The sequence below is a fragment of the Gluconobacter albidus genome, from assembly GCF_002723915.1.
Classification (GTDB): Bacteria; Pseudomonadota; Alphaproteobacteria; order Acetobacterales; family Acetobacteraceae; genus Gluconobacter; species Gluconobacter albidus.
In genome coordinates, this window is the sequence record NZ_BEWL01000003.1 from 99669 (window position 1) to 116773 (window position 17105).

A 17105-nucleotide genomic window follows, 5' to 3' on the forward strand; every position below is an offset into this window, starting at 1 on the left:
CTTAAAGGAAGGAAATAGGGTCGATATCAATATCGACCCTGGCTCCGCCCGTGGGTTTGATATCCCCCAGCCACTGACGCAGGATCGGCTGTACGGCAATGCCCCGCATCGTCCGTAACAACAGCCTGCGCCGGTGTCGTCCACGCAGGACAGCGAGTGGGGCCGGCGCTGGTCCCAGAACCTGCACCCCTTCCCGCTCCGGCGCGGAGAGCGCAATCTCACGCGCCAACACGTCCGCCGCCTCCGCACTCGGCGCGCTCACGATCAGCGCGGCCAGCCGTCCGTAGGGCGGCCAGAACGAGGGCCGTCTCTGCTCGGCTTCCTGCTCCATGAAGGTCTGGAAATCGTTGGAGACCAGCGCCGTCATGACCGGATGTTCGCCCACATAACTCTGAAGCAGCACGCGCCCGCGATGCTCCGCACGGCCCGCACGGCCCGCAACCTGATGCAGAAGCTGCACCGTCCGCTCGGCTGCCCGCAGATCCCCGCCTCCAAGCCCCAGATCCGCATCCACGACGCCCACGAGTGTCAGTTTCGGGAAATGCCAGCCCTTGGCCACGATCTGCGTGCCGATGATGAGATTGACCTCACCGTCCGAAATCTTCCGCACCGCCTCCGCCGTGGCTGCCGGAGAACCAAGCGTATCGGACGACATCACCAGCAGTTTTGCTTCCGGAAACCGTAGCTTAGCCTCTTCTGTAATGCGTTCGATTCCCGGCCCGATGGGCACAAGCGAATTCTCGGCATGACATTCCGGGCAGTCCTTGGGAATCCGCTCGTTATGCCCGCAGTGATGGCAGGTCAGAATACCCCGTGCCCGATGCTCCACCAGCCAGGCTGAACAGTTCGGACACTGCATCCGGTGCCCGCAGGCCCGGCACAGCGTCAGCGGCGCATAGCCGCGCCGGTTGAGGAACAGCATGGCCTGCTCCTCTTTCTCCAGCGTCTCATCAATGGCGGTGCAGAGTTTGGGCGACAGAAACAGGCCGCGTTCCGGCGGGTCGGCCCGCATATCCACCAGTGAAACATCCGGCAGGGTCGCCCCACCATGCCGTGCGGTCAGAAGTTCGTGCCGGTAGCGTCCGCTCTCCACATTCGCAAGTGTTTCGAGCGATGGCGTGGCGGAGACGAGAATGGCCGGTGCATCCGCCAGACGGGCGCGAACAACCGCCATGTCCCGCCCATGATACATGACGCCCTCTTCCTGTTTGAAAGCGCTTTCATGCTCCTCGTCCACCACGACGAGGCCCAGATCGGCAAATGGCAGGAACAGCGCCGAGCGGGCCCCCACCACAACACGGGCACTGCCTTCCGCCACGGCGCGCCAGGTCTCGCGCCGCCGCTTGGCTCCGAGATCGGAATGCCAGACAGCAGGTTCAGCCCCGAAGCGCCGGATGAAGCGGTCCGTCCACTGGGCAGAAAGCGCGATTTCCGGAAGGAGGACCAGCACCTGCTTTCCCTTGGCCAGACAGGCGGCCACGGCCTCGAAATAAACCTCCGTCTTGCCCGATCCGGTCACCCCCTCCAGCAGCGTAACCTGAAACCGCCCGGCCTCGACGGGGCCGCACAATTCCTGCGCGACCTCAGCCTGCTCTTCGGAGAGTTTCGGCGCCCCATGCGATGGGTCCGGCAGACCGAACGGAGCAGCCGGAGCAATGACGGCCTCCCGCAGCAGGCCGGCCGTAGCGAGACCGCGAATGACGGCCGCACTCGCCCCGCTGCGATCCCCCAGTTCGGCAGTGCTCAGGGGTGTGGAAGACGCAAAATTCAGCACGGACCGGCGCGCGGGCGTAATGCGCAGATCGCCTTCCGGCGCTTCCGTCCGCACCCAGCCCAGAGTGGGTTTGGGTGCATCTTTCAGATGAATGCGCGTCGCCATCGCCAGAACCAGCCCCGGCGGCGTGAGCGTATAGGCTGCCACCCAGTCGACAAAACGGCGCAGGCTCTGCGGGAGAGGCCGGACATCAAGCTTCCCGACGACGGGGCGGAGCCGTTCGAGTGGAAGTTCACGCCCCACCGGCAACGCGAAATCGGCAGGCAGCGTGCGATCGGTTTCCCACACGCAACCCACGGTTTCACGACGCCCCAGCGGGACCGTCACGAGGTCTCCCGGCTCAAGCGGCATGGGTGCGAGATAGTCGAGCGGCCCCGGAAACGGCAGCGGCACGAGCACCGAAACGCGCGTTCCGGTGGAAGGTGGCTTTCGCCGGGGATCAGGCTTGGATAGGCTGCTGGATGCCATGACCGTGTCTAACCTCCCCTGCTGCGAAATGCCATGACCGCATCCCTGATGGCGCTCGATGCCCTGCGCGACTGGACCGAATGGCTGACGCATGAAAAGCGCTCCAGCCCGCGCACGGTCGAGGCGTATCGCCACGACATCCTGCTGGCGCTGACGTTTTTCCAGCAGCATCTGGGCGGGGAAGTCACGCTGGCCGATCTGGGAAAGCTGTCCCTTGCCGACCTGCGCGCCTGGCTCGCCCATGAAACAGCCCGCAGCGAAAAGCCAACCCGTCGCGCCACCAGTGCCGACTCGCGCGCACGCTCCCGGGCACGGCATGTCTCGGCCCTGCGCTCGTTCTTCCGCTATCTGGCCCTGCGGCATGATCTGTCCAATCCCGCACCGTCATTGCTCGCCACGCCGCGCATGAAAAAGCGCCTGCCCCGCCCTCTGGGGCAGGAAGCGGCCCTTGCCGCGGCCGATGGCATTTCCGATGACGCCGAAACCAGTCAGGCCGCCCTGCGGGACCGGGCACTGTTCACCCTGCTTTACGGCACAGGACTGCGGATTGGCGAGGCGCTCTCGCTCGACATCCGGGACCTGACGAATGCAGGGCAGAACATGCTTCGCGTGGTTGGCAAAGGTGGCAAGGAACGGCTCGTACCCCTGCTTCCGGCGGTTATCGAGGCGCTGGAAAGCTGGAAAGCGGCCCATCCTTCCCCCGCGCCCGATGCGCCCCTGTTCTGCGGCGTGCGAGGTGGCCGCCTCAATCCCGGCGTCGCCCAGCGCGCCATGCGAAACTGGCGCAAAGGCGAAGGCCTGCCCGATTCCGCAACGCCCCATGCGCTGCGCCATTCCTTCGCAACGCATCTGATGGAAGGCGGGGCAGACCTGCGCACCATTCAGGAACTCATGGGCCACGCCAGCCTCTCAACCACGCAGGCCTATACGCTGGCGGACGAAAAACACCTGCTGGATGTCTGGCGCAAGGCCCATCCCCGCGCGGATCAGGGCTGATGAAACGCCTCCTGTCCGCCATCCTGATTCTGGGCCTTTGCACGGCGAGTTCCCCTGCGGCCCCGGTCTGCGAGATGAGCCGTGCCGTCGTGCTGCCACTGCGTGACGATGGCGGCTATCTGAGCGTTCCGGTGACGGTGAACGGCCACAATGCCTCGATGATCGTCGATACGGGATCCGAAGGCAGCCTCATGACGCCGGGCGGCGGCGCGGCATTTCACCTGCCGCCCGACCCCGAACACCGCACCATGATGCAGGGCCCTAACGGCGCCCCGCGCGTCGTGCCGAACATTCGGATACAGGACCTCCGGCTCGGCACGCCTCATTCGGGAGAACTCGCGCTTGGGGCCGGAACGATGGCCGTCGGCGTTCTGCCAGGTTCTCCCATGATCACGCCGCCCGTTTTCGGGCTGCTCGGTGCGGATGTGCTGGCGGATTACGATCTGGAATTCGACGTCCCCCACCAGCGTCTGACATTATGGCGCGTCCGCCTGGCCTCCCACGCATGCCAGCCTCCGCCCGCATGGACCGGCCACTGGACGACGATGCCCATGCACCGGATCTCAGGCCGCCTGACGGTACCCTTCACGCTGGACGGGCTGAGCGGCACGGCCCTTCTGGACAGCGGCGCGCGCTCGCATATCGTCAGCACGGATTTCGCCCACCGCCTCGGCCTGACAGACGACCAGCTTGCCCTTGATCCGGGCGGCATGACCTCAGGCGTGGATCTGCGCGAGCGCCCGTATCACTGGCACCATTTCAAACGCTTTGAACTCGGAAACACCCTCTGGAACCACCCCGTCCTGACCGTCGCGCCGGTCCACGATCAGGCCGACATACTGCTGGGCTCGGACTGGTTCGCCCACCACGAAATCTGGCTGTCCTACGCCAGCGGGCAGCTTTTCTTTCGATAAGACACAGGGGACTAGGCGATTTTGTCCGGATATTCGCGAATGCTGTGCTCAACATACTTCACAACAGCGAGCCAGAAAGCGCGGGCCGTCGGATAATCCCCCGGTTCTTCCTCACGCCGGAAATCATATAAAATCGCGGCCTCGGTCCAGCGCTCCAGCGTGACATCATCCCATGTCAGCCAGATCCGGGCATTATCAACAAGGGTTTTTCTGTCGGGTCGGTAATGTCTGCAAAATGAGGCGAGGCATTCGACAAGATTATCGCCTTCGATATCCCAGTCCTGACCTAATATACCAACTCCAAGAGCCCATATACCCCGATAAATATCGTACGCTTTATCTTTGATGTCTTCCTGTGCGAGGAAGGCGCCTGATCCAGCCGTTGTCATGCTGCTTTTCAAAGTAAGGGCAGAGCAAAACAGACCAATAAATTTGAATATTGTGAAAACTGGCTCAGAAAAAAGCCCCTTCCCGAAGGAAGGAGCCTTTTCGAAAAAACGGGATTTATTCACCCTTGAGGCGGGAATTGCACTGCGACCAGTAGCCGCCGCCCTTCTGGATCCACTTCAGGGAACCGTTGCCGCCATTTGCCTTGTTGGCGTTGTACTGGGCAACGCAGGTCTTCTGGCGGGCGCGGCCGGCGGAGAGCTTGCTGAATTCCGGGGAAATAGCGGTGGGGAACACGACATTGCCCGATGACGCCGTAGACGTCTTGGGGGCGATCGGGGCTTTCGTACCGGCCGGAGACGAGTCTGCAGGCGCAGCGCTTGCCGGCGCAGCCGGAGCCGTCGTTGTGGGGGCAGCAGCCGTAGGCGTGGTGGCCGATGAAGCAGCCGGGGCGGCGGCCTTGGCCGTATCGCCACAGGAAGCGGCCTTGAACGCCTTGTAGGACTGCCCGTTCAGGGAGCCATTCTGCTTGGCCGTCTTGAACGCGGCGTGGCATTCCTTGGCAGTCAGGGCATGGGCAGGCGCAACGCTCAGACCAGCGGCCAGCAGGGCTGCGAGGGAGAGGCCGGAAAAGGCTTTTGTAAACGTCATGCAGAAAGAACCTTCATTCTGAAATCGGCGGGAGATGACAGCCCCCCGCAGCTTGAACGCCCGACAAGCGCGATCAGTTGATGCGCTCACCGTGCAGAACCATGTCGAGACCTTCACGTTCCTCGTCCGGCGACACCCGCAGGCCCATCGCCAGATCCAGAACCTTCAGGATCACGGTCGTCATGATAACACACCAGACAACCGTCACACCGACAGCCTCGACCTGCGCGATGACCTGATGAACACTGGCAACCGTTCCTTCCGGATTGGAGGCCGTGGCCGAGAGCGGACCATAGGCGAACGCGCCGGTCAGAATGGCGCCGATGATGCCGCCCGTTCCATGAACGCCGAACGCATCGAGGCTGTCATCGTAGCCGAAACGATGCTTGAGCCATGTGGCGCTCCAGAAGCATCCCGCCCCGGCGATCAGGCCGATGACAACCGCGCTTCCCGGCAGCACGAACCCCGCCGCAGGGGTGATGGCGACCAGACCGGCCACCGCGCCCGAAATGATGCCCAGAGCCGTCGGCTTGCCGGTGCGGGCCCATTCCACGACCATCCAGGCCACACCGCCCGCAGCGGCGGCGACCTGCGTCGTCAGCATCGCCATGCCCGCGCGACCATTGGCGCCCAGAGCAGACCCGGCATTGAAGCCGAACCAGCCCACCCAGAGCAGGGACGCGCCGATAATGGCGTAGGTCAGGTTAAAGGGAGAAAAGTCTTCATGGCCCAGCCCCTTGCGACGGCCGAGAATGATGGCACAGACCAGACCGGCCACACCGGAATTGATGTGCACGACCGTCCCGCCCGCAAAATCCACCGCGCCAAGCCCGGCGACCCAGCCCGTCGGGCTCCAGACCCAGTGCGCGACCGGGGCATAGACCAGCAGAAGCCAGGCAATACTGAACAGACACATCGCGGAGAACTTCATGCGATCCGCATAGGCGCCTGTGATGAGGGCCGGGGTGATGACGGCGAACGTCATCTGGAACATCATGAAGACGCTCTCGGGGATCGTCATCGTCACGGCGGCAGGGGTTCCGGCGCCGAGCGTGAAGGCGGAATCGACGCCAGCACGGAAATTGTCCGCCACACCATGCAGCATGACGCGCGACAGATCCCCGATCCACGGCGAGCCGGTCGAGAACGCAAGACTGTAACCTGCGACCATCCAGACGAGGCTGGCAATGCAGCAGATCATGAAGGACTGGATCAGCGTCGCCAGCACGTTCTTCTTGCGGACCATGCCGCCATAGAAAAGCGCAAGACCGGGAATGGTCATCATCAGCACGAAAGCCGTGCTGACGAGCATCCAGGCCGTATCGCCCGTATCAATAGGCGCGCGCATCAGAGCGCGCCCTCGCCGGTTTCTCCCGTGCGGATACGGATGAGCTGGTCGAGGCTGGAGACCATGATCTTGCCGTCACCGATCTTGCCGGTGCGGGCTGCGGTCATGATGGCCTCGATCACGTCCTCGACGATCGCGTTGGAAACGGCGACCTCGATCTTGAGCTTGGGCAGGAAGCTGACGTGATACTCGGCGCCACGATAGATTTCGGTCTGGCCTTTCTGGCGACCGAAACCCTTGACTTCGGTAACTGTCAGACCCTGAACCCCCAGCGGGGTCAGGGCTTCGCGGACGTCATCAAGCTTGAAGGGTTTGATGATGGCAGTAACGAGCTTCACGAACGGCATATCCTCGTTGCGATCGGGTAATCTTTGTCAGAGTATGCCCCAGATCATGCCAGTCTCATAATGATATTGGCAGCCCGATCATGCCGTTTCCGGTGAAACTCCCATGAATAAGAGGCGCTGTTGCCCAAATACTCCGCCTCAGGGGCGTCCGGGCGTTGCAGCAGCAGGAGGGGATGCCGGCATATCCGGGCCGCGATAGGGGCCATCCTGCGGCCGGTTAACGGGCGGGGCGACCAGAGCATCCGGCCAGGCGTTCTGCTCGGGCGCGCCGGGGACGATGGCCGTGCGGCCACGCGGCAGACATTCCGGCATTTCAAGACGCAGCCGGCGCAGCATGCGCTCGCGGATGTCGCAGGCCAGATCCCACATGGAATTCGCATCAGGCGCACCGGCAATCAGACGGATGGACATGACCTGCGCGTTGCTGTCCGCGATCTGACAGCCGATGGAGGTCTTGTCCTGATCCCAGTCCGGGCACTTCGCCAGTTCCTCGAAATACATCTCCCGCAGGCGGTCCACCGGCGTCTGATAATCCAGCCACAGGAACAGCGAGGCAATCAGGGACGGTGAGCTATGCGTCCAGTTCTGGAACGGATTCTCCAGGAAGTACGAGATCGGCACGATATACCGACGACGGTCCCAGGTGCGCAGAACAACATAGGTCGCATTGATTTCCTCAACCCACGCCCAGTCCCCGTTCAGGATCAGCATGTCCTCCATCCGAATAGGCTGCGTGACGGCAATCTGGATGCCCGCGATCAGGTTCGTCAGCGCCGGACGGGCCGACAGACCGACGATCAGCGATGCCGCACCAGCAGACGCAAACAGCGACACACCGAATTTCTGGACCGAGTGAAACACCATCAGCGAGGACGCAACCGTCAGCACACCGAACGAGATCTCGATCAGACGGCGCAGGACGCGGATCTGCGTCTGATGGGACCGAACGGTAATGTCATCCGCATGGTCCCTCGCACTGATCCGCGTCAGGTACTGATCCGTCAGCAGGCGGAACGTCCGGATGATGCCAAAGCCAAGATTGAGAATGAAAAGGCAAATGAAGACCTGTTCCAGAAACGACGTCGTCGCATCCGTAAAGCCGACCGTGGCCTGAAGGGCGGCACTGGCGGCAATGATCATCAAGCCATTGCGGATAGGCGCCCGCAGCCGTGCAATAATTGCATGAATGAACTGGACACGCCGCAGGCCTGGCAGCCGCGGGAGGGCATCCGTAATGATGCGGCTGGACAGCAGCGCGATACCCGCCGCGAACACCAGAATCAGAATCGAGCCCAGCGGAGCCGGAAGCCAGTCCAGCAGATGCCCGATCCTTCTGATGGACCTGACGTAAGAGTTTTCAATCATGCGTTCTGCGGTTCCTTATCTTCTTGCTGTCTGGCGCGGGTCTCCGCAAGACAACATCACCCGCTGCAGATCGTTCCCGAATCGCGTACGCGGATTGAAATCATCCAGGAGCGTGCTGGTCGAATCCCCTTCCATGAAAGCACAGAAGCCTCACACGGAGGACCACAACACCCATTTTTCACATGAAGAAGACAGTTTGACTATGGACCGCAGATCCATTTTCAGTCTGTCTTGAACGTTATAGTTTAGCAATTCAAGGATGCCTCCATGGGGTACGATCTCGAGATTACGCGAAACCCCCTCTGGTCCGGCCGGCCCGGCAAACCCCTGTCGCTGGAAGAGTGGTTCGACGTCATCCAGAAAGATGACGAACTCCAGTTCGCCGTATCGAGCCAACCCGAGAAATATCCAACCTGCGATGCAGAATGGCTGAACCATCCCGATCTTTCCAAAAAGCCGGAAGACACGCTCTTCTGCTGGACCGGAGACGCCATCAGCTGCAAATATCCGGATGAACAGCAGATAGCCAAAATGGTCCGGATCAGCCGTCGCCTCAAAGCCGTTGTCGTTGGCGACAGTGGTGAGCGCTACGATCTGGACCCGAACGGGAAGGTCGTGGTCAATGATGAGGCTGCCCCGGAACTGCCTCTGCCCCTGATTTACGGTGCGGGTGCGCGGTCCTGCGCGGATTTCACTCAGACCGCCACCGACACGGCGTCTCCCGTCAGCGTGATTTTCTACAACTGGTATCTCGGGTTTGTAACGGCCATCAACGCCGCCCGCCACCAGGACGGAAAAAGCGTGATGACGCTTAATCTGACGCCCGAAGTGGTGCGCGAAGATCAGGCCTTTCTCATCCAGTACTGCCGGGAACACCCCGAGTGCAGCTTCCATCAGGCTGCCCTCACGCTGCTTCAGATGCGTCTCGCCCGCTGCCCTCCATAAGAAAAGCGCCCCCTTCCGCTCGATCCATCGCAGGAGTAGGACAGGGGCAGGGAGATGAGTACGATGAAAAAAACCCATTACGACCTCTGCATCAACGGCGCCGGCCCTGTGGGCGCTACGCTGGCGTGTCGTCTGGCGGCAGAGGGCGTGCGCGTCCTGCTCATCGACCGCAACGCCCTGCCCGGCATGGAAGATCCCGCCCTGGACGGGCGGGCCTATGCCATCGCGGAAGGCTCCCGCAGGATGCTCGCAGACGCAGGCATCTGGGACAATCTGCCCAACGTAGCGCAGCCGATCCACGAAATCCGTGTGGCGGACGGACGCCCGCATGAGGCCCCCTCCCCGCTGACGCTGCATTTCGGCCCGGAAGACGCCCCCGAAGGCCAGAGCTTCGGCTGGATGGTCGAGGCACGGGACCTCCGTCTGGCGATCAACCAGACGCTGAAGCAGTATGACAGCCTTGATGTGCATGCGCCGGATCTGGGAACCTTCACGTTCCACCTCGATCATGTCTCCATCCGTCTGGCCTCAGGCAGAACCGTAACGGCGAAACTGGCCGTAGCAGCGGAAGGACGTCGTTCCCCGCTTCGCCGTCAGGCGCGGATCGGCCTGACGAAAATCCCTTATAATGAATACGGCATCGTGGCGACGATCGCGCATGAAAAGCCGCATCATGGCGTGGCGCTCGAACATTTCCTGCCGGAAGGTCCGTTCGCACGCCTGCCGATGCCCGGCACCGCTGAACACCCGCACCGCTCCGCCATCGTCTGGGCCGAAGGCGAAGGCCGCGCCCAGCGCTTCCATGACCTGCCGGACGAGATTTTCGCCCGTGAAATCAAGGCCCGTATGGCGGACGAAGATCTGGGGGAGATTACCCCGACCGGTCGTCGCTGGATCTATCCGCTCTCGGCACAGTACGCCCACAGCTATATCGGCCCCCGCCTTGCTCTGGCCGGTGACGCCGCACACGGCATCCATCCGATCGCAGGGCAAGGCCTGAACATCGGCTTCCGGGACGTGATCTCGCTCGCGGAGCTGCTGATCGAGGCGCATCGCAATCGCAAGGACATGGGAAGCCGCGACCTTCTCGTCCGCTATCAGCGCAACACCCGCCCCGGCAACATGGCAATGCTGGCCGCCACGGACGCACTCGAACGCCTGTTCGGCAACGACAACCCCGTCCTGCGCCGTCTGCGCGATATGGGCATCGCGGGCGTCCAGCGCTTCCCCGCCCTGCGCCGGGCCTTCGTCAGAAAGGCCATGGGCGTATGACGCAGGCCGCTACAGAAACCCCACCCGAGAGAACATCGGACCTCACGGCCTTCTGGCAGGATATGCAGTCCCAGGCGTGCAGTTGCCACGATCCGCTGATCCAGGATGTGTTTTCCACCAATATCGGAGACCATCCGGATTTTGCGTCCGCCCTGGCCTCCCTGCTGGGCACGAAACTTGCGGACCGCTCCATCCCGGCCACGACGATCACCCGTCTCGTCGCCTCGATCCTGAGCGCCGACCCCGACATTGCCGAAGCGGCAGCCGCCGATATTCTCGCGACCTATGACCGCGATCCGGCCTGCCCGGACCTCGTCACGCCCTTCCTGTTCTTCAAGGGATGGCAGGCGCTTCAGGCCTACCGGATCTCGCATCATCTCTGGACGAAGGGCCGTCAGCATCTGGCCCATCATTTCCAGAGCCGGATCAACGAACTTTTCGCCATCGACATTCACCCCGCGGCCCGTCTCGGGCGCCGGCTGAGCATCGACCACGGAACGGGGATCGTCATCGGCGAGACCTGCATCGTCGAAGACGATGTGTCGCTGTTTCAGGATGTCACGCTGGGCGGCACGGGCAAGCTGAGCGGCAACCGTCACCCCATCGTGCGTCGCGGCGCCATGATCGGCGCGGGCGCCAGAATCCTCGGACGCCTCGTCATCGGGGAATATGCCCGGATCGGCGCAGCCTCGGTCGTGCTGGAAGACATCCCGGCCTATTCCACGGCAGTCGGCAACCCGGCGCGGATCGTGGGTACCACCCCGCGGCCCGCCTGAAAGCCGGGCTTAAAGAAAAATCAGGGTCCGGAGCCTGCGTCCCGGACCCTGATGTTTTTTACTTGTTCGAGAACTTGAACGTCGTCGTGTAATCGAACGTCTGGCCCGGCTTGAGTTCAGTCGTCGGGAAAGACGGGTGGTTCGGGCTGTCGGGATAATGCTCGGCCTCGAACGCAATCGCGTCGCCCTGACGATAGGCATGACCGGACACCCCGGCATAACCGCCATCCAGCGAGTTGGACGTATAGACCTGCAGCCCCGGCTGGTTCGTCAGGATTTCCATGCTGCGGCCCGAACGCGGATCATAAACCTTGCCTGCCAGACGCGGCGCCTGGCCAGATGGCCCGTTGACAACCCAGTTCATGTCGTAACCACGCGCATACATCATCTGCTGGTCGTTGCTGCGCAGACGGTCGCCAATGACGGTCGGCTTGCTGAAATCCAGCGGCGTCCCGGCAACAGGCGCGATCTGGCCGGTCGGGATGGATGTCGCGTCGGTCGGCGTGAAGCCATCAGCGTTGATCTGAAGGATTTCCGGCTCGATGGAGCCCGAGCCCTCACCGTTCAGATTCCAGTAGCTGTGGTTCGTCAGGTTCAGAACCGTCGGTGCATCGGTCGTGGCGACATAATGCAGCGACAGGGCGTTGTCGATGCCCAGCGTGTAGGTCACATGCGTCGTCAGCGTACCGGGGAAGCCCTGATCGCCATCGGGGCTGACGAGCTTGAGCGTCACATACGCGCCACTGGAGTTGGTGCCGGTCTTCTCGATCGTCCAGACGTTCTTGTCGAAGCCCTTCTTGCCACCGTGCAGGGCATTCGGAGGCGCCGTCACATCCGTATGATAGATCTTGCCGTCCACGGGAAAGCTGCCGCCAGCGAGACGGTTGGCGTAACGACCGATGATGGCGCCGAAGAACAGACCACCCTTCGCGCTATCGACCGTATAGCCCTTCAGATTGTCGAACCCGAGAACCACGTCCTGAACATGCCCTTCGCGATCCGGCGTCTCGACGGACTGAATGATGCCGCCGTAGGTGATGATGCGGGCCGTCGTGCCGAGACCGTTCTTGAGGGTCACGATCCGCACGGGCTTGCCATCCGGCGTGCTGCCCCAGGGCTGATTGGCCACGGTGGGGTGCGCCTGCGCCACACCGGCACTCAGGGCCAGAGCCCCGACAGTCGCGAGAAACGCACCCTTCGAACCGAAGAATCTGGACATTGAAAACCTCCCGGGTGTTGAGTTGAGGCCACACTGATCCCAAAAATCCCGAAGGGTCAAAGCCCTGAAAGCAGCCACGAAGCATCTGGATCGTTAAAGCATCTGGCCTCTTCAAACGAGCAGCATTTGCAGACATACAGGGATGCACGCTATCGGAGGATACGTTATGACTACGCCCCTCCGCAGTTTTCCGCGACGGATGGCGCGTGGCCGATCGGGGTTCATGGAGTCCTTCAGGGAACGGATTACGAAAATTTCCGTTTTCCGGTGACTTCTTCGTGAGCACTGGGCCGGGAAGGGTATTTTGGGGATGGTTATGGACTTTCGGCAGGACGACAACGCAATCCGGGAGACGCGCTCACGTCGTGTGTCACGTCGCAGCAGGGCTCTCGCAGGTACGCTCGCCCTGCTGGCACTGGGCGCCTGTGGCTCACTGCGCAACCCGCCCCCGACGGATCCGGACGATCTTGCGGATTACAAGGCCGCAAACGACCCCTACGAGCCCCTGAACCGCAAGATGTACAACGTCCAGATGTGGGCCTATCACAAGGTCCTGCGTCCGGTCGGCAAGGCGTGGATCTGGGCCATTCCCAGGCCCGTGCGTCACTCCATCGCGAACATCAACGAGACATGGCGCGAGCCCGCGGTCTTCTTTTCCGACGTTGGTGCAGGCAAGCCGCGCCGCGCGGGCGACGCCTTCATGCGCTTTGCGATCAACATGAGCGCAGGCGTTGGCGGTTTCTTCGACGTCGCAGGACTGGTCGGCTACAACCAGCATGAAACCGATCCGGGCCTGACGATGGGCACCTGGGGCGTGGCGAGCGGGCCCTACCTGTTCATCCCGTTCGTCGGCCCGTCCAATTTCCGCGATGGCGCAGGTTACGGCATCGGCCAGGGCCTGACGCCGATCAACTATGTGCCCCGCGGCTATGATCTGCTAACCTTCAACTGGGCTTACAACGTGGCCGGGACCATGGAGGGCTATGCCAGCTCCATCGACCAGATCGACCATGTCGAACAGGACAGTCTGGACCCGTACTCCTATATCCGGAGTGCATGGCAGCAGAACCGCCAGAGCCAGATCGACACGATCAAGAACGACGACCGCGCAACTACCCCCGACTGGTACAACTGAGGACAACGACATGTTCAACGTATTTTCGCGCCGCACTGTTCTTGGGGCCGTTGTCTCCCTCGCCGTCGCCACCGGAGCCGCCCACGCCAACCCGGCGACGGACTTCGTCAACTCTTTCGGGGGCCGTCTGGCAGGCGTGGTCAACTCCAGCGAACCGCTTAAGCAGAAGAAGAAAGAAGTTCTCCCGCTGCTCAAGGAGAATGTCGACATTGCCGGAATCGGCCGCTACTGCCTCGGCAAATACTGGCGCACCGCGACCCCGGCCCAGCGTGACAAGTACCTCTCCCTGTTCGATCAGGTTCTGGTCAACACCATCACGGACCAGATCGGCAGCTATCAGGGCGTGAGCTTCCGCGTCACATCCACGACAAGCACGCCCGAAGGCGAACGCGTCAATGCGCTGATCGACCGTCCGGGCCAGCCGGAAGTGAACATGCAGCTGATCATCGGCGGCAACCCGCCCAAAGTCATGGACATGTATGGCGAAGGTGCCAGCCTGCGCATGAACCAGCGCGGCGATTACAGCTCCTATCTCGCGCGCCATAACGGCGACGTCGACGCCCTGAACGCCGCCCTCGAACGGCAGCTCTCAGCCCACAAATAAGACATCAGGCAGGACTGTGCCCGACACGGGCCGGTCCTGCCGATGCGGCTCAGCGTACGGGGCGCTGCACCGTGACATGATAACGATAGATCGTATCCCGACCTGTAAACAGGACGTCTGTCCGCCCCTCCCGTCGCCCCATGATCTCCGCGACCTGATGGGAAACGAGGTTGATACTCAGAATATCCGGAAGTGGCGCCGAGGCTGACTGGACATTTGAAGGCAGAGCCACGATCTCGCTCGCACCCGCCTGAAGCGTGATGGTCCGGTCCATGATATGAACGCCATTGACCTCGCTTTCGACAGGCTTTGAGATTTCGGCAAAGGCCTGAGACGCAAAAGTCAGGACGACAAGTCCCAGACCTCGTGTCCAGACACTCATAAATCTCACGACAAAACTCCCGCCCCAATTGTAACAAAATTTTTCGATTTGTTATGGATAGGCAGGAGCCTCTGAAAACACAACGACCACTTTGGCCGTTCGGAAAAATCGGTGCAGGTTTGTCAGTCCGCCATGATTTCGTAGAGAAACATTGTATCGCCATCACGGTCGAAGGTCGCCGTATGGCGCAGTCCCAGACTACCCAGAACCGTGCGGGAGGCCAGATTGTCTTCCCTAGCCACGGCCACGATACGCTTCTCGCCCGTATCCAGCACATAGCGCAGGGCCGCGGCCGCGGCTTCACGGGCAATGCCGCGCCCGGCAGCCCATGGAAAAATGGAAAATCTCAGGCCCAGACCACGCCCGTCAGGGCGCTCGTGAACACCGGTAATGCCGACAAAACGGCCATTTTCGCGGATCGCAAAGATCCCCACACCGCATCGCGCCCAGAAACTGACGTCTTCCGCCATTTCCTGTTCGGTCGTGATCCGGTTGCGCACACCGCCCAGCATTTTGGCAAACGCCCCGGCATTGCCCTTGAGCGCAACCATGTCTTCAAGGTCCGGCCAGTTGACCGGAGTCAGGACAAGCCGGGCGGTTCGGATTTCACGCCCCAGCACGCAGCTCTCCCCAGACCGCAGAATCCCTCAGCGGACAGGACAGTCCCGTCCGCCGAACGCAGAATGCCGGATCAGCGGGCCAGCGGGCGGTACTTGATGCGGCCAGGCTCGGTCGCATCCGGCCCCAGACGACGACGCTTGTCTGCTTCGTAGTCCTGGAAGTTCCCCTCGAACCATTCGACATGGCTGTCTCCCTCGAACGCGAGGATATGCGTGGCCAGACGGTCGAGGAACCAGCGGTCATGGGTGATGATCACGGCGCAGCCGGCGAATTCTGCCAGAGCGTCTTCGAGAGCACGCAGCGTATCAACGTCAAGATCGTTGGTCGGCTCATCGAGCAGAATGACATTGCTGTCTTTCTTGAGCATCTTGGCCAGATGGACGCGGTTGCGCTCACCACCCGACAGGATGCCCACGCGCTTCTGCTGGTCGGAACCCTTGAAGTTGAACGCGCCCACATAAGCGCGGGACGGAACCGTGCGCTTGCCAAGCTGGATGACGTCCGTCCCGCCGGAAATTTCTTCCCAGACGGTCTTGTTGTCATCGAGCGTGTTGCGGGACTGGTCCACATATCCCAGCTTCACCGTCTCGCCGATCTTGAGCGAGCCGCCATCGGGTGTGTCATCACCCGTGATCATCTTGAACAGTGTGGACTTACCAGCGCCGTTCGGCCCGATGACGCCCACGATGCCACCCGGCGGCAGCTTGAAGTTCAGGTTGTCGATCAGCAGGCGATCGCCATAACCCTTGCTGAGGTTCTCGGCTTCAATAACCGTGCCACCCAGACGCGGTCCCGGCGTAATGACGATATCCGCCGTGCCGCCTGCGCGCTCCGCATTGGCGGCCAGCATTTCCTCATACTTCGTGATACGGGCCTTGCTCTTGGCCTGACGCGCCTTGGGCGAGCTGGAGATCCACTCCTGCTCAGCCGCAAGGGCACGCTGGCGCGAGCTTTCTTCCTTCTCTTCCTGGGCCAAGCGCTTGCGCTTCTGGGTCAGCCAGGACGAGTAATTGCCTTCGAACGGATAACCACGGCCACGCTCGATTTCGAGGATCCAGTTGGTGACGTTGTCGAGGAAGTAACGGTCATGGGTGATGACCATGACAGTCCCGGCGTAGTCACGCAGCGTCTTTTCGAGCCAGCTCACACTCTCGGCGTCGAGATGGTTGGTCGGCTCATCGAGCAGCAGGATTTCAGGCTTTTCAAGCAGCAGGCGGCACAGCGCCACACGGCGCTTTTCACCACCCGAGAGGTTCGTCACCGGGCTGTCAGCGGACGGGCAGCGCAGGGCGTCGAGCGCGATTTCGAGCTTGCGATCCAGCTCCCAGCCGTCGCCAGCGTCGATCTTCTCCTGAAGATCGGCCTGCTCGGCCAGAAGGGCCGTCATTTCGTCGTCGGACATCGGCTCGGCGAACTTCATCGAGATCTCGTTGAAGCGGTCAACGGCTTTCTTCAGCTCACCGAAACCCAGAGCCACGTTCTCGCCGACCGTCAGGTTTTCGTCGAGCTTGGGTTCCTGTTCGAGATAGCCGATGCGCGCGCCTTCGGCGGCCCAGGCTTCACCACCGTATTCCTTCTCGATGCCGGCCATGATCTTAAGCAGCGTGGACTTACCCGCGCCGTTCACACCCAGCACACCGATCTTCACACCCGGCAGGAAGGACAGGGTAATGCCCTTGAAGACTTCACGCCCACCCGGATAGGATTTGGTAAGGTCCTTCATGACATAGACGTACTGGTAGGCGGCCATGGGAGGTCTCCTCGATCGGTGGGTGGGCGGGGAAAAAGCGGAACGGCGTTCCGCAGCAATCAGATTGGCACACCGTGCGCCCGGAGGGACTCGAACCCCCAACCAAGCCGTTATGAGCGGCCGGCTCTAACCAATTGAGCTACAGGCGCGC

17 protein-coding genes and 1 tRNA gene are annotated in these 17105 nt (G+C 61.9%); 7 read left to right on the forward strand and 11 right to left on the reverse strand.

Annotation, left to right across the window (positions count from 1 at the left end; genetic code table 11):
- Nucleotide 1 precedes the first annotated feature (1 nt).
- Nucleotides 2-2242 carry a primosomal protein N' gene (locus tag GAL01_RS05545; RefSeq protein ID WP_062030047.1) on the reverse strand — a complete coding sequence of 747 codons (2241 nt, stop codon included), beginning with the start codon at nt 2240-2242 and terminating at the stop codon, nt 2-4.
- Between the two features lie 45 nt (nt 2243-2287).
- Here GAL01_RS05545 and GAL01_RS05550 point away from each other — a divergent pair, with 45 nt between their 5' ends.
- Entirely contained in the window at nt 2288-3238 is a 951-nt protein-coding gene (locus tag GAL01_RS05550) for a tyrosine recombinase XerC (RefSeq protein ID WP_062030069.1), read from the forward strand.
- A complete protein-coding gene (locus tag GAL01_RS05555; protein WP_062030045.1) occupies nt 3238-4152 on the forward strand; it encodes a retroviral-like aspartic protease family protein in 915 nt (304 codons plus the stop codon). The genes GAL01_RS05550 and GAL01_RS05555 overlap by 1 nt, the downstream gene beginning before the upstream one ends.
- An 11-nt stretch (nt 4153-4163) precedes the next feature.
- On the opposite strand, the gene GAL01_RS05560 is transcribed toward GAL01_RS05555, so the two are convergent.
- The 5 genes from GAL01_RS05560 to GAL01_RS05580 form a co-directional block, all read right to left on the reverse strand.
- The gene (locus GAL01_RS05560) at nt 4164-4541 is read right to left on the reverse strand and encodes a hypothetical protein (protein WP_062030043.1); all 378 of its coding nucleotides are present in this window, start codon (nt 4539-4541) and stop codon (nt 4164-4166) included.
- A 115-nt stretch (nt 4542-4656) separates the two neighbouring features.
- Nucleotides 4657-5190, reverse strand: coding sequence for a hypothetical protein (locus GAL01_RS05565; RefSeq protein ID WP_062030041.1), 534 nt, complete (start codon nt 5188-5190; stop codon nt 4657-4659).
- A 73-nt stretch (nt 5191-5263) separates the two neighbouring features.
- A complete protein-coding gene (locus GAL01_RS05570; protein WP_062030039.1) occupies nt 5264-6538 on the reverse strand; it encodes an ammonium transporter in 1275 nt (424 codons plus the stop codon).
- Complete coding sequence (locus GAL01_RS05575) at nt 6538-6876, reverse strand: P-II family nitrogen regulator (protein ID WP_174694216.1); 339 nt, start codon at nt 6874-6876, stop codon at nt 6538-6540. Before GAL01_RS05575 ends, GAL01_RS05570 begins: the two co-directional genes overlap by 1 nt.
- 147 nt (nt 6877-7023) lie before the next feature.
- On the reverse strand, nt 7024-8250 hold the full coding sequence (locus GAL01_RS05580) for a mechanosensitive ion channel family protein (protein WP_062030035.1): 1227 nt from the start codon (nt 8248-8250) through the stop codon (nt 7024-7026).
- A 267-nt stretch (nt 8251-8517) separates the two neighbouring features.
- Between GAL01_RS05580 and GAL01_RS05585 the strand changes: the two genes are divergently transcribed.
- Genes GAL01_RS05585 through cysE form a run of 3 tightly spaced genes read left to right on the forward strand, consistent with a single transcriptional unit; the run spans nt 8518 to nt 11243 of the window.
- Nucleotides 8518-9195 carry a hypothetical protein gene (locus GAL01_RS05585; RefSeq protein WP_062030031.1) on the forward strand — a complete coding sequence of 226 codons (678 nt, stop codon included), beginning with the start codon at nt 8518-8520 and terminating at the stop codon, nt 9193-9195.
- A 54-nt stretch (nt 9196-9249) separates the two neighbouring features.
- The gene (locus tag GAL01_RS05590) at nt 9250-10467 is read left to right on the forward strand and encodes a UbiH/UbiF/VisC/COQ6 family ubiquinone biosynthesis hydroxylase (RefSeq protein WP_062030029.1); all 1218 of its coding nucleotides are present in this window, start codon (nt 9250-9252) and stop codon (nt 10465-10467) included.
- Nucleotides 10464-11243, forward strand: coding sequence for a serine O-acetyltransferase (cysE, locus tag GAL01_RS05595; RefSeq protein ID WP_062030027.1), 780 nt, complete (start codon nt 10464-10466; stop codon nt 11241-11243). Before GAL01_RS05590 ends, cysE begins: the two co-directional genes overlap by 4 nt.
- Before the next feature lie 58 nt (nt 11244-11301).
- Here the strand turns inward: cysE and GAL01_RS05600 are convergent, their stop codons facing one another.
- Nucleotides 11302-12462: an aldose epimerase family protein gene (locus GAL01_RS05600; protein ID WP_062030025.1), complete on the reverse strand. Its 1161-nt coding sequence runs from the start codon at nt 12460-12462 to the stop codon at nt 11302-11304.
- A gap of 316 nt (nt 12463-12778) precedes the next feature.
- On the opposite strand from GAL01_RS05600, the gene GAL01_RS05605 reads away from it, so the two are divergent.
- Together GAL01_RS05605 and GAL01_RS05610 are read left to right on the forward strand one after the other, a co-directional pair.
- Nucleotides 12779-13597 carry an MlaA family lipoprotein gene (locus GAL01_RS05605; protein ID WP_062030023.1) on the forward strand — a complete coding sequence of 273 codons (819 nt, stop codon included), beginning with the start codon at nt 12779-12781 and terminating at the stop codon, nt 13595-13597.
- A 10-nt stretch (nt 13598-13607) separates the two neighbouring features.
- Nucleotides 13608-14201 carry an MlaC/ttg2D family ABC transporter substrate-binding protein gene (locus tag GAL01_RS05610; protein ID WP_062030022.1) on the forward strand — a complete coding sequence of 198 codons (594 nt, stop codon included), beginning with the start codon at nt 13608-13610 and terminating at the stop codon, nt 14199-14201.
- A gap of 49 nt (nt 14202-14250) precedes the next feature.
- On the opposite strand, the gene GAL01_RS05615 is transcribed toward GAL01_RS05610, so the two are convergent.
- The 4 genes from GAL01_RS05615 to GAL01_RS05630 all read right to left on the reverse strand — a co-directional run bounded on the left by GAL01_RS05615 (nt 14251) and on the right by GAL01_RS05630 (nt 17103).
- Nucleotides 14251-14583 carry a pilus assembly protein N-terminal domain-containing protein gene (locus tag GAL01_RS05615; RefSeq protein WP_062030020.1) on the reverse strand — a complete coding sequence of 111 codons (333 nt, stop codon included), beginning with the start codon at nt 14581-14583 and terminating at the stop codon, nt 14251-14253.
- Between the two features lie 122 nt (nt 14584-14705).
- Nucleotides 14706-15203, reverse strand: coding sequence for a GNAT family N-acetyltransferase (locus GAL01_RS05620; protein ID WP_062030018.1), 498 nt, complete (start codon nt 15201-15203; stop codon nt 14706-14708).
- Between the two features lie 71 nt (nt 15204-15274).
- The gene (ettA, locus tag GAL01_RS05625; protein WP_062030016.1) at nt 15275-16954 is read right to left on the reverse strand and encodes an energy-dependent translational throttle protein EttA; all 1680 of its coding nucleotides are present in this window, start codon (nt 16952-16954) and stop codon (nt 15275-15277) included.
- Nucleotides 16955-17029: 75 nt separating this feature from the next.
- A tRNA-Ile gene (locus GAL01_RS05630) sits at nt 17030-17103 on the reverse strand.
- Between the last annotated feature and the right edge of the window lie 2 nt (nt 17104-17105).